This is a genomic window from Streptomyces sp. MMG1533 (genome assembly GCF_001279775.1).
In the GTDB taxonomy this organism is placed as follows: domain Bacteria; phylum Actinomycetota; class Actinomycetes; order Streptomycetales; family Streptomycetaceae; genus Streptomyces.
In genome coordinates, this window is the sequence record NZ_LGDG01000228.1 from 64166 (window position 1) to 75973 (window position 11808).

An 11808-nucleotide genomic window follows, 5' to 3' on the forward strand; every position below is an offset into this window, starting at 1 on the left:
CTCCTTCGCAGACGGAGGATGGGAGGTCACGCAACCGCCATGTGGTTCGGCAGCCGTAGCTGGGCGGGGGAGAGCCCACGCAGGGTGTGGATCTCCGCGAAGCGCTCCACCGCGCCGAACACCTCCGGTGACACACCGAGTCGCCGTAACCCCGCCAGGGCCAGCCGGATGACGGTCCGTGCGAGGTCACCCAGCTCGGGGTCGGCCAGACCGTGTCGTGCGGCGTCGACCCAGTCCTGACGCGTGGGCGACGGCGCGGCGTGGCCGAGGAGAGAGGCGACGGAGTCGGACGTGACCTCGTCGTCCAGGAGCGCCGCCACCACCGCGACGGGGACCATCCAGTCGTCGCCGCCCTGGGCGTCGAGCATGCGCAACTCCAGATGGCCGCAGGCACGGACGGGCGGAACCAGGGACTTCAGGTGATGGAAGACGTCGTCGACGTGCACGGCCCGTGGCCCCGTGCCGCGCAGCCAACGTCTCAGGGACAGCCCGGCGGGCGCCGGCTCCCAGAGGGCCGAGCGGTCCCCGGCCGGGCCGGAGTCCTCCTGCCTTATGGCCATCACCTGCGCGTCAAGGGCGTACCGGGTCCATACGCCGCGTGGATCGCTGCCCGACGGCAGCGGTCCGTTGCGGAACCGGTCCGCCCGGAACCGCAGCAGCTGCCGCCCCGAGAGCGCGGTCACCTCACGGGAGCCGCGGACCTCCAGGACGGGGGAGTTGGCGAACACGGCCATCAGCAGCGGACCGAGCGAGTTGGCTATCTGCCACCTCCGGGACCGTCCCCGCCACCCGTCGGAGCCGTCCCCGGCATCCACGTTCACCTGCACGGACGCGGTGTTGCACAGCAGCGCGTCGCCGGCGCTTCCGAGATGCGCGTAACAGCGCTTCAGCGCCTGGTAGCGCGGCAGCGCGACGCTGAACCGCGGGGGCCGTTGGTCGAGTCCGGCTCCCACCAGCCGCATCCCCGCCTCCCGCGCCCGGCCGCGAAGGACGGCCAGATCGGCGGCCGCGGAATCGATGCAGCCCTGAAGTGAGGCGTACGGCAGACCGCTCAACTCCAGTTGGCCGCCGGGCTCCCAGGACACCTGTCCGCCGTCCGGCAGGATCCTGCCGGCCAGCCGATCGACCTCCGCCAGCTCCTCGGGGCCCGCTCGGCGTGCCGGATCGTCCACCGGCAGTACGAGCCACTCCAGCTCTACGCCAATTCGCCCCACCCGGTCTCGCGACAGCGAGTGATCGAAGATCAGTCGCTTCGCGTCCAACTCACTCAACGTACTTTCCAAAGAAGCACGCCCCCCGGTCGTTGGATGTCCAAGTCGTACAGCCATCATTACGCCAGATCCTTTTTACCCGCGTCCAGGGGGCCGAAGGCGTGCGGAGGTGAACGTACTCAAGAAAATTCCGATTCCGCCACTTGCGGGACGGGTATTGGACTATGGTCTTGGGTCTCCGACAGCGGGGTTCGACCCGTACTCACGAAGAGAGTGACTGATTCCATGTCTTCCTTTCCGTCCTCCGAGCACTTGACGCACAAGCGTTTCGGACAGCTGACCTATTTGGAACGTGTGGCCGATTCTCGTAGGGTCAGCGTGTTCTTTCATGGTCTGGGGCTGGATGCGACGGATTATCAGGAGTATCTGGAGACTCACGAAACCCATGGAATTGCCGTCAGTCTGGCCGGTTACGCCCCGGGGCACGCGGATCCGCTCCCTCCGGTACCGGCCAGTCGGCATGTCGAGATGGTGGCGGGCCTCGTCGACCTCATCAGCAGAAACAATCCGGACAAACGGATCGACCTGATCGGGTTCTCCCTGGGTGCCGACCTGGTGTTGCAGCTCGCGGAGTGGTGGACGAACGACCCCGGGCGTACGCGCCCTCCGGTCTCCGGCGTGCTCCTGCTCGATCCCAACGTGAATCAATCGACCATGACGATCTCGCGGCTATTCGCATCGGCGGACCGACGTGATCCCACACCCGCGCTGAAGGAACTGGTCGGGTTGGCGCGGGATCGTGACGTGCTGCGTTCCCTGCGCGACTACGCCAGCAAAATCTCGTCAAAGGATTTCAGCCAGGTGCATCGGCTGGCCAACGACATGATCCGTTACTGGGATCCGGTCGGATACGATCAGTTTGGGGCCCGTGTCGCTCGCGTGACTGAAATCGCGGATGTGGTGAGTATCGTGCTCTCCGCCGATTACGAGGAGCATCTCGAGGGCATGAAGAACGCCGTGCGGCGCAAAAGCCCTCGCGCGGACGATGTGCTCTTCAATATCACGGAGCTCGATCATTTCGAGCTTATTGAGAGCGACTTTCTGTCACGTGAGCTGAAAGCCATCGGGTGAGGACGGCGGCGAGGGCCGGGTCCGGGGCCGGGTCCGGGGCGTAGAGGGTGCTGCTGCCTCCCCCGGGACGGGCCGACGGCGCCGGGAGCCGTCGGCCCGAGTTTGTCAGGCCAGGCTGACCCGGAGTTCCTTCACACCGTTGATCCACGCGGAGCGCAGCCGCCGCGGGTCGCCCGCCGGCCGCAGCTCCGGCATCGCGTCGGCTATCGCGTTGAAGATGAGGTCGATTTCGAGGACGGCCAGGGACTTGCCCAGGCAGTAGTGCGGGCCTCCGCCGCCGAAGCCGAGGTGGGGGTTCGGGTCTCGGGTGATGTCGAAGGCGTCCGGGTTCTCGAAGACCTCGGGGTCGTGGTTGGCGGCGGCGTAGAAGAGGCCGACGCGGTCGCCCTTCCTGATCTGCTTGCCGCCGAGTTCGGTGTCCTGGGTGGCGGTGCGCTGGAAGGAGTTGACGGGTGTGGCCCAGCGGACGATCTCCTCGGCGGCGGTCGCCGGCCGCTCCGCCTTGTACCGCTCCCACTGGTCGGGGTGGGTGAGGAAGGCGTGCATGCCGTGGGTGATGGCGTTGCGCGTGGTCTCGTTCCCCGCGACGGCCAGCATCAGCACGAAGAACCCGAACTCGTCCGAGTTGAGGTTGCCCTCGTCCTCGGCCGACACCAGCGTCGTCACGATGTCCTTGGCCGGGCACTGCTTGCGATCGGCGGCCATGTTCATCGCGTACGCGATGAGTTCGATGGCCGATTCCTGGCCGACCTCCTCGGTGATCGCGTACTCCGGATCGTCGTACGAGATCATCTTGTTGGACCAGTCGAAGATCTTGGCCCGGTCGTCCTGCGGGATGCCGATGAGCTCGGCTATCGCCTGCAGCGGCAGTTCGCAGGCGACCTGCGTGACGAAGTCGAAGGAGCCGGAGCGGGCGCGGGCCTCCGTGACGATCGCGTGGGCGCGGGCGCGCAGGGTGTCCTCCAGTGCGCGGATGGCCCTCGGGGTGAACACCCGCTGCACGATCTGGCGGACCCGGGTGTGTTCCGGCGGGTCCATGTTGAGCAGGATCAGCCGCTGGGCGTCGATCGCGTCGCGCTCGATGTGCTCGTTGAAGCGGATGATCGCCGTGTTGAGGTACGAGGAGAACAGCTCCGGGTGCGTCGACACGTACTTGACGTCCGCGTGCCGGGTGACGGCCCAGTACCCCTCGTCCTGGAAGCCGGCGAGGTTCGATGTCTGGGGGACCCAGTGAACCGGCTCGGCTCGGCGCAGCTCGGCGAACTCCGGCAGGGGGACGCGGTGTTGCAGCAGATCGGGATCGGTGAAGTCGAACCCGTCGGGGAGAGCTGGACAGGGCATGGGCGACTCCAGCTGAGGTCTGGGCCGTGGTGTCTTCTGACGGGCCATCAGGAATGAGGTCGCCGTGAAGGTAGTAACGGGTTCTAGAAGTAGCAAGAGGTGCGGCGCCTCGAATTGACTGCACGCCCCTTGCGGTGGCGGGCGACCGGTCAGCAGACTGCAGGTGGAACTAGAACACGTACTAGTTCCGCGTGGCGGGCCGGGCCGGGACGCCCCCGCGCCGCGCGGGTACCGGAGGAGAGGAACTCCCCATGGCCGCGGAACCCGTGATCGTCGAGGCCGTACGCACCCCCATCGGCAGGCGCGGCGGCGCGCTCGCCAACCTGCACCCCGCCTATCTCCTGGGCGAGACCTACCGTGAACTCCTCGGCCGCACCGGCATTCCCGCCGACTGCGTCGAACAGATCGTCGGCGGCACGGTGACCCACGCCGGCGAACAGTCCATGAACCCCGCGCGCACGGCCTGGCTGACGGTCGGGCTGCCGTACGAGACGGCCGCGACGACGGTCGACGCACAGTGCGGATCCTCGCAGCAGGCCTCCCACATGGTGGCCAACATGATCGCCGCGGGGGTGATCGACGTGGGCATCAGCTGCGGCGTCGAGTCCATGTCGCGGGTGCCGCTGGGATCGGGGTCGAAGCACGGCCCCGGGAAGCCGTTCCCCGATGAGTGGAACGTGGATCTGCCGAATCAGTTCGAGGCGGCGGAGCGGATCGCCCGCCATCGTGGCCTGACGCGGGAGAACGTCGACTCGCTGGGCCTGATCTCGCAGGAACGGGCCGCGGTGGCCTGGGCGGAGGAGCGGTTCAAGCGCGAGACGTTCGCCGTACACGTGCCGACGACGGAGGACGAACAGCGGGCCGGTCAGGGCATGTGGCGGCTCGTCGACCGGGACGAGGGGCTGCGCGACACGTCCATGGAGGCGCTGGCCCGGCTGAAACCGATCATGCCGACCGCCGTGCATACGGCGGGCAACTCGTCCCAGATCAGCGACGGTTCGGCGGCGATCATGTGGGCGTCGAAGCGAATGGCCCGCGCGCTGAAACTGCGACCCCGGGCGCGGATCGTCGCGCAGGCGCTGGTGGGCGCCGACCCGCACTTCCACCTGGACGGGCCGATCGACGCGACGCGGGCCGTGCTGGGCAAGGCGGGCATGTCCCTGAAGGACATCGACGTCGTCGAGATCAACGAGGCGTTCGCATCAGTGGTGTTGAGCTGGGCGCAGGTCTTCGAGCAGGACCTGGAGAAGGTCAACGTCAACGGCGGTGGGATCGCGCTCGGACATCCCGTCGGGGCGACGGGGGCCCGGCTCATCGCGACGGCACTGTATGAACTGGAGCGCGCGGACAAGGAGTTCGCGCTGGTGACGATGTGTGCGGGTGGTGGGCTGGCCACCGGGACGATCATTCAGCGGCTGTAGCCGCCGTCCAGGAAACCAAGGTGGTGAACGCGGCGGGGGCGATGGTGAGGATCGGTCCCGCCGGGTTCTCGGAGTCGCGGATGGCGGTGACGATGAGTTTCGCTCGCCGCAGCTGTCCTCATTTGCGAGGAGGTGTTCGCGATGGACGACCTGGACGCAGCGGCACGGCAGGAAGCCCTGAGGCGGTTGGACGTTCTGGTGGGTGAGTGGGCGGTGGAGGCCGAGTTCGCCGGTCTGCCGCCGTCCGTCGGGCACAGCGTGTTCGAGTGGACCTTGGACGGGCAGTTCCTGCTCCAGCGCACCCGGGCCCCGAAACCCGCGCCGGACAGCATGGCGATCGTCGCGGTGGTCCCGGAGGCGGGCGGCGAGTACACGTATCACTACTACGACTCGCGGGGTGTCGTACGGCTGTACTCGATGACCTTCGCCGACGGGGTGTGGCGGTTGCTGCGCGAGGCGCCGGACTTCTCGCCCCTGTCCTTCCGGCAGCGGTTCACCGGGCAGGTCGGCGACGACGGCAACACCATTCACGGAGTCTGGGACCGGTCGGCGGACGACTCGGCTGCCTGGGAGAAGGACATCGTCTTCACCTACCGCAGGAGCGAATGAGATGACTCCCGCCGGATCCGCCGGATCCGCTGTTTCGCCTGCCGAGATCGCACGCGGCATCGTCGACGCGAGCCTGTACATGGTGCTCGCCACCGCCGACGCGGAAGGCCGGCCGTGGAGTTCCCCGGTCTACTTCGCCCACCTGGAGTGCCGCGAGTTCTTGTGGGTCTCCTCGCCGCAGGCCGCGCACTCGCGCAACATCGCGCTACGACCCCGGGTGGGCATCGCCGTCTTCGACTCGTCGGCGGCGATCGGCACCGGCCAAGGTGTGTACATGTCCGCTCTGGCCGAACCGGTGGCAGGGCCGCCCGACATCGAGCGCGCCATGGAAGTCTTCTGCCACCGCTCCCTCCTCCACGGCGGCCGCGCCTGGACACCCGACGACGTGAACCCCTCCTCCGGCCTGACGCTGTACCGCGCGGTGGCCGACGGGCATTGGATCCTGGCCAAGGACGGAGGGCCGGACCACCGGATCCCGGTGGACCTCATATGAGTGGGGGAGGGGAGCCGGTGACGGGCACGGACGACTTCCGGGGCGGCACGCTCACCGGCTTCGCCTCCGACCCGGCGGCCCATGACTGCTTGCCGCGCCTCCACGGAAACGATCCCGATCCTGTGCGCTGAGGGCCGCTACTCCCGCCCTGAAGCCGTCACCGCCAGCGCCCCGACAACCAGTGCTGTGACCAGCAACGGAATGCCCAGCCCGTGGTGCAGCACCAGCCATGCCCCGAGTGCCGCGCCCGCGAGCATCGCGACCACCGAGGCCGTGCGGCGGGGGGAGTGCGTGCCGGGGCCGCCGCCCGCGCGGGAGTCGGCGGCGAGACCGGTCAGGGTCATCGTCAGGACCGTGGTCGTGAGGTCGGGGACGCCGAGGCGGCGGACGGTTGCGTTTCGGAGGCCCATCGCGAAGGCCGTGACCGCGATCAGGATGTAGATCGTCGCCGTGGCGTCGGGGGCGGCGGAGGCGACCACCGATGACCCGCCGAGCAGGAGCGCCTCCGCGGCGAGGGTGAGGCGGGCCCAGGTGCGGCGGGAGCCCTTGCCGAGGTGTACGGCGATACGGCCGCCCGCCGCCGCGCCCGCCACGAAGGAGCCCAGCGAGGTCAGCGTGTGCGGGACCGAGAAGCCGGGGGCGCCCGCCGCCGCGAAGCCCAGTACCACCACGTTGCCGGTCATGTTGGCGGTGAAGACGTGGCCGAGGCCGAGGTAGCTCACCGCGTCGATGAGGCCGCTGACGACGGTCAGTGTCAGCAGCACGGCAACCAGGGGTAGTCCGCGCGCCTCGCGGGTGGCGTCTGCGTCCGCCGTGGTGCTGTCCGCGCTCACTTGGCCTCCGGGTGGTGGGTGGGTCGGGTCTGCTCAGTTCAGCACTGAGGAGTGGGGAGCTCTCGGATGTCTCGGGGTACGACAAGGCCGAGCGCGCCGCTGACATGCTTGCTGCGCAGCCGACGACTCTCGGTGAGCCGTACTCGCGCCACCAGCGTGAGGGTGCCGAGGTCGAGCGCGCCCAGCAGGCGCAGAAGGTGTGCGAAGCAGACCACGGTCTCCCGCCGAGCATCGCTACGACCGGACGGAGTGTCGCAGGGTGAGCCGGCACGGTGTGCGCGGATGACCCAGCCGTAGATCTCCAATATCGAGGGCGGGGACGCTGTGCCGGGCGGAAACTCGGCGGCCTGAGTCGGGCGGCGGGGCGAAGTGGCTGAGGAAGGGATACGGCGAAGGCGGCGGCCCCGGGGATCGGGGGCCGCCGCCTTCGCGTCGAGGGGGCTGATCGGTGCCGGATCAGTACCAGCCGTTGGCCTGCCAGAACGCCCAGGCGCCGGTCGGGCTGCCGTAGCGGGAGTTCATGTAGTCGAGGCCCCACTCGATCTGGGTCTCGGCGCTGGTCTTCCAGTCGGAGCCGGCGGAGGCCATCTTGGAGCCGGGCAGGGCCTGGACCAGGCCGTAGGCGCCGGAGGAGGAGTTCGTGGCGTCGACGTCCCAGCCGCTCTCGTGCTCGACGATCTTGCTGAAGGCGTTGTACTGGGCGGTGTCCGGGATCAGCTTGTGCGCGATCGCCTTCGCCTCGGCCGAGGAGGCCGTGGTGGCCGCATGGGCGGGAGCCGCGGTCAGGGCCATGCCGGTGGAGGCGGCGGCCAGCGCGACGGCGGTGAGGGCCTTCTTCGGGGAGGCGATGCGACGAGCGATGCGGGTGACGGACACGGAGAACCTTTTCTTCGGGGACCGGGCTGTCGCGGCGTGCCGTGGCCACGTGGTGCGGGGCGGTGGCATGCCGCGGCGCCGCGGCCCTGGGGGGCACGTCGGCGCCGTGCGACGTCATCCAGAGAAACAGGCTCGATCCCCGTCCGCAATGACCCCTTTTACTAGTTGTGGTCGCATGTGGGCCGTTGGCCTGTTCTGTGACCTGGCTCTCAATGTGCAGGTCAGGGTGGGTGCGGGCGCGTACATGCCAAGCGATAAGGTCTACGATCCGGCCTCGTAGGTGACCTGGGTCATGTGGGGTGCTTCACCGTTGAACCGCCGTGGTGTGACAGCCGGCGCACGACGGTTCACCCAGCGGGGGCGTCGAAAGTGACCGGCGTCTCGAAAGCCGCCCGGCGGGTGGCCCGGCGGAGGGCCCGGAGGATCGCCGGGCCGAGCAGCGCCGTCAGAACGACCGTGACCAGCGCCCGGCCCAGGTCCCAGCCGAGCGAGGTGGCCAGGCAGTACGCGACGAAGCGGGCCAGGTTGGCGGCGACCGCCCCGTCCGGGTGGAAGGCGATGTTCGAGGCGTTCTCCGTCATGAAGGTCCAGCCCGCGAGGTTCGTGATCGTGCCGTACGCGAAGGCGGAGAGGAAGCCGTAGACGCCGAGGAGCGCGAGTTCGGCACGCCCGCGCAGACGGTCGGGGCCCGGGAGCAGGCCCGCCCCCATCGTGAACCAGCCCATCGCCAGCATCTGGAACGGCATCCATGGACCCACCCCGCCCGTGAGCAGCGCCGACGCGAACATCGTCACCGAGCCGAGCACGAAGCCGAAGCCGGGGCCGAGCACGCGTCCGCTCAGCACCATCAGGAAGAACATCGGCTCGATGCCGGCCGTCCCGGCGCCGATGGGGCGCAGTGCCGCGCCGGTGGCTGCCAGTACGCCGAGCATCGCCACCGCCTTCGGGCCGAGGCCGGACTCGGAGATCGTCGCCGCCAGGACCGCGACGAGGAGGAGCAGCAGGCCCGCGAAGAGCCACGGGGCGTCCCGCACGTGTGCGCCGACCTGGGAGGTGGGCGGGGTGAGGAACGGCCAGCCGAGGGCGGCGACGCCGACCGCGCTGACGAGGATCAGGGCGGACACGGAACGGGGGCCCAGGCGGACGGCCTTGGCCTGGCGGGTGTCGGTCATGCCAGCGCCTGCCTCACCTGCGCGACCGTGAGCCACTTCTGCGGCGCCAGGATCTTGGTGACCTGCGGGGCGAAGGAGGGGGAGGCCACCACCACGTCCGCCGTCGGACCGTCCGCGATCACCTCGCCGTCGGCGAGCAGCACCACCCGGTGGACGAGCTCGGCGGCCAGCTCCACGTCGTGCGTCGCCAGCACGATCGCGTGCCCCTCGGCCGCCAGCCCGCGCAGGACGGTGACCAGGCGGGCCTTCGCCGCGTAGTCCAGGCCCCGGGTCGGTTCGTCGAGGAGCAGGAGGGGAGGGCGGGCGGTCAGCACCACGGCCAGCGCCAGGGCGAGGCGCTGGCCCTCGGAGAGGTCGCGGGGGTGGGTGTCGTCGGTGACACCGGGGAGCAGCTCGGTGACCAGGGCCCGGCAGGTGCCGGGGGCCGCGTTCGCGTCCCGGTCGGCGGCCTCGCACTCGGCGGCGACCGTGTCGGCGTACAGCAGGTCGCGTGGTTCCTGCGGTACGAGACCCACGCGGCGTACGAGCTCGGGGGGTGCCGTGCGGTGCGGTACGAGGCCGCCGGCCCGCACCGATCCGGCCGACGGCTCCACCAGGCCGACCAGCGCGGAGAGCAGCGTGGACTTTCCGGCGCCGTTGCGGCCCATGAGCGCGACGGTCTCGCCGGGGGCCACGGTCAGGTCGACGTGGCGCAGGGCCTGGACGCGGTCGCGGCGGACGGCGAGGTCGCGGACTTCGGCGGGGGGCGCGGGAGTCGGGGCCGGGGCGGGCCTCTTGCGGAGGCGCCAACGCGGCGACGCGGGGAGGACGGGTTCGGGGACGGGCCCGGCTGGTGCCGGGGTTGCGGGAGGTGTGTCGCGGGTCCCGTCTCGGCCCGCCAGCCGTTCCCGCAGGCCGCCCGCCCGCCGCCGCGCGTCGCGGACCGTCAGCGGCAGCGGGGACCAGTCCGCGAGACGGCCCAGGGCCACCACCGGTGGGTACACCGGCGACACGGCCATGATCTCGGCCGGGGTGCCGAGGACCGGGGCCGAGCCGGGCGCGGGGAGAAGGGCGACCTGGTCGGCGTACTGGACGACGCGCTCCAGTCGGTGTTCGGCCATGAGGACCGTCGTGCCGAGGTCGTGCACGAGGCGCTGGAGGACCGCGAGGACCTCCTCCGCGGCCGCCGGGTCGAGTGCGGAGGTCGGTTCGTCGAGGACGAGGACCCTCGGGTGCGGGGTGAGGACCGAGCCGATCGCGACGCGCTGCTGCTGGCCGCCGGAGAGGGTGGCGATGGGCCGGTCGCGGAGGTCCGCCAGCCCCAGCAGGTCCAGGGTCTCCTCGACGCGGCGGCGCATCACGTCCGGGGCGAGGCCCAACGACTCCATGCCGTAGGCGAGTTCGTCCTCCACGGTGTCCGTGACGAAGTGGGACAGCGGGTCCTGGCCCACCGTGCCCACCACGTCGGCGAGTTCGCGCGGCTTGTGGGTACGGGTGTCCCGGCCGGCCACCGTGACCCGGCCGCGCAGGGTGCCGCCGGTGAAGTGCGGCACGAGACCGCTCACCGCGCCGAGGACGGTGGACTTGCCGACTCCCGACGGGCCGACGAGCAGGACGAGTTCACCTTCCGGCACCTCGAAGTCCACGCCCTGGACGGTGGGTTCGGCGGCACCGTCGTACGTCACGGAGACGTTCTCGAAGCGGATCACGACGGTTCCTTGGGGTCGGGGGCGGCGAATGCCGGGAGCAGGCCGAGGAGTACGGCCGCCGCGGGCCAGAGGGGGAGGGCCGGGGCGACGAGGGGGATCACGCCCGGGTTCAGGGCCTTGGGGTCGTAGGCGGAGGCGAGGACGAGGAGCACGGCCACCGCCACACCGGAGCCGGTGACCAGCCAGGCCCGGACGTCCCAGCGGTCCGGGCGGTAGCGGGTACGGAGCGAGCGGCGGCCGCCCAGGCGCAGGCCCGCGAGGGCGGCGGCGAGGCCCGCGAGCAGAACGGGGAGGCCGTACGTGCCGCCCTCGGCGGTCAGCAGTCCGTACGTTCCCGCGCAGACGCCCAGCAGGCCGCCGAGGGTGAGGGCGGTGGTCGTACGGCGGACGCGGGCGGGGACGTCGGCGGTACGGCCGTAGCCGCGGGCGTCCATCGCGGCGGCGAGGGCGACGGAGCGTTCCAGGGCGCCCTCCAGGACCGGGAGTGCGACCTGGAGGAGGCCCCGTACGCCCTTGTCGGGGCGACCGCGCAGACGGCGGGCGGCACGCAGGCGCTGGACGTCGAGGATCAGGTTCGGGGCGAAGGTGAGGGCCACGACCACTGCCACGCCCATCTCGTACAGGGCGCCCGGCAGCGACTTGAGGAGTCGGGCCGGGTTCGCGAGGGCGTTCGCGGCGCCCACGCAGATGAGGAGGGCGGCCAGGCGCAGGCCGTCGTAGAGGGCGAAGAGGAGACCTTCGGCGGTGACCCGGCCGCCGAGGCGGATGCCCTGCGCCCAGTCGGGGAGGGGGACTTCGGGGAGGGTGACGATCACGTGCGTGCCGGGGACGGGGGAGCCGAGGACGACGGCGAAGGCGAGGCGGATGAGGAGTACGCCCAGGGCGAGTTTGACGAAGGCGGTGTAGGAGCGGGCGGTGGGGGTGCGGGGAGCAGGTGGCGACGGAGAAAAGGCCGTGCGCCCCGTCGAAGGAGAGCAAGAAGGACGGGGGCCCTTCGGAGGCCCTGCTCGCGGGAGCGGCGACCGTGGCGGCA

Annotated in this window: 13 protein-coding genes; 4 read left to right on the top strand and 9 right to left on the bottom strand. The window is 70.5% G+C overall.

The annotated features are described in order from the left end of the window. Positions 1–26: 26 nt before the first annotated feature. On the bottom strand, positions 27–1262 hold the full coding sequence (locus tag ADK57_RS28005) for a glutamate-cysteine ligase family protein (RefSeq protein WP_053752371.1): 1236 nt from the start codon (positions 1260–1262) through the stop codon (positions 27–29). Between the two features lie 234 nt (positions 1263–1496). Here ADK57_RS28005 and ADK57_RS28010 point away from each other — a divergent pair, with 234 nt between their 5' ends. Next, the gene (locus ADK57_RS28010; protein ID WP_053752372.1) at positions 1497–2342 is read left to right on the top strand and encodes an alpha/beta fold hydrolase; all 846 of its coding nucleotides are present in this window, start codon (positions 1497–1499) and stop codon (positions 2340–2342) included. 105 nt (positions 2343–2447) lie between these two features. On the opposite strand, the gene ADK57_RS28015 is transcribed toward ADK57_RS28010, so the two are convergent. Then, a complete protein-coding gene (locus ADK57_RS28015; RefSeq protein ID WP_053752373.1) occupies positions 2448–3683 on the bottom strand; it encodes a cytochrome P450 in 1236 nt (411 codons plus the stop codon). Positions 3684–3934: 251 nt separating this feature from the next. On the opposite strand from ADK57_RS28015, the gene ADK57_RS28020 reads away from it, so the two are divergent. Further along, positions 3935–5104, top strand: a complete 1170-nt coding sequence (locus ADK57_RS28020) for a steroid 3-ketoacyl-CoA thiolase (RefSeq protein WP_053752374.1) — start codon at positions 3935–3937, stop codon at positions 5102–5104. On the opposite strand, the gene ADK57_RS51435 is transcribed toward ADK57_RS28020, so the two are convergent. Further along, complete coding sequence (locus ADK57_RS51435) at positions 5088–5216, bottom strand: DUF397 domain-containing protein (RefSeq protein WP_078973379.1); 129 nt, start codon at positions 5214–5216, stop codon at positions 5088–5090. The genes ADK57_RS28020 and ADK57_RS51435 overlap by 17 nt on opposite strands. Before the next feature lie 29 nt (positions 5217–5245). Here ADK57_RS51435 and ADK57_RS28025 point away from each other — a divergent pair, with 29 nt between their 5' ends. Together ADK57_RS28025 and ADK57_RS28030 are read left to right on the top strand one after the other, a co-directional pair. Further along, positions 5246–5713 carry a hypothetical protein gene (locus tag ADK57_RS28025; protein WP_063786019.1) on the top strand — a complete coding sequence of 156 codons (468 nt, stop codon included), beginning with the start codon at positions 5246–5248 and terminating at the stop codon, positions 5711–5713. A 1-nt stretch (position 5714) separates the two neighbouring features. Beyond that, positions 5715–6206, top strand: a complete 492-nt coding sequence (locus ADK57_RS28030; RefSeq protein WP_053752375.1) for a pyridoxamine 5'-phosphate oxidase family protein — start codon at positions 5715–5717, stop codon at positions 6204–6206. Positions 6207–6343: 137 nt separating this feature from the next. Here the strand turns inward: ADK57_RS28030 and ADK57_RS28035 are convergent, their stop codons facing one another. From ADK57_RS28035 to ADK57_RS28055, 6 genes are all read right to left on the bottom strand, one after another. Beyond that, complete coding sequence (locus ADK57_RS28035) at positions 6344–7039, bottom strand: YoaK family protein (RefSeq protein ID WP_053752376.1); 696 nt, start codon at positions 7037–7039, stop codon at positions 6344–6346. 38 nt (positions 7040–7077) lie between these two features. Then, positions 7078–7254, bottom strand: a complete 177-nt coding sequence (locus ADK57_RS52565; protein ID WP_159050162.1) for a hypothetical protein — start codon at positions 7252–7254, stop codon at positions 7078–7080. A gap of 241 nt (positions 7255–7495) precedes the next feature. Further along, positions 7496–7915 carry a transglycosylase SLT domain-containing protein gene (locus ADK57_RS28040; RefSeq protein ID WP_053752377.1) on the bottom strand — a complete coding sequence of 140 codons (420 nt, stop codon included), beginning with the start codon at positions 7913–7915 and terminating at the stop codon, positions 7496–7498. 347 nt (positions 7916–8262) lie between these two features. Further along, positions 8263–9087 (bottom strand): ECF transporter S component, encoded by an 825-nt coding sequence (locus ADK57_RS28045; RefSeq protein WP_053752378.1) that lies wholly within the window; start codon positions 9085–9087, stop codon positions 8263–8265. After that, positions 9084–10775 (bottom strand): ABC transporter ATP-binding protein, encoded by a 1692-nt coding sequence (locus ADK57_RS28050; protein WP_053752379.1) that lies wholly within the window; start codon positions 10773–10775, stop codon positions 9084–9086. Before ADK57_RS28050 ends, ADK57_RS28045 begins: the two co-directional genes overlap by 4 nt. Continuing rightward, a partial coding sequence (locus ADK57_RS28055) for an energy-coupling factor transporter transmembrane component T (protein WP_078973380.1) occupies positions 10772–11808 on the bottom strand: 1037 nt, incomplete at its 5' end. The genes ADK57_RS28050 and ADK57_RS28055, both read right to left, overlap by 4 nt.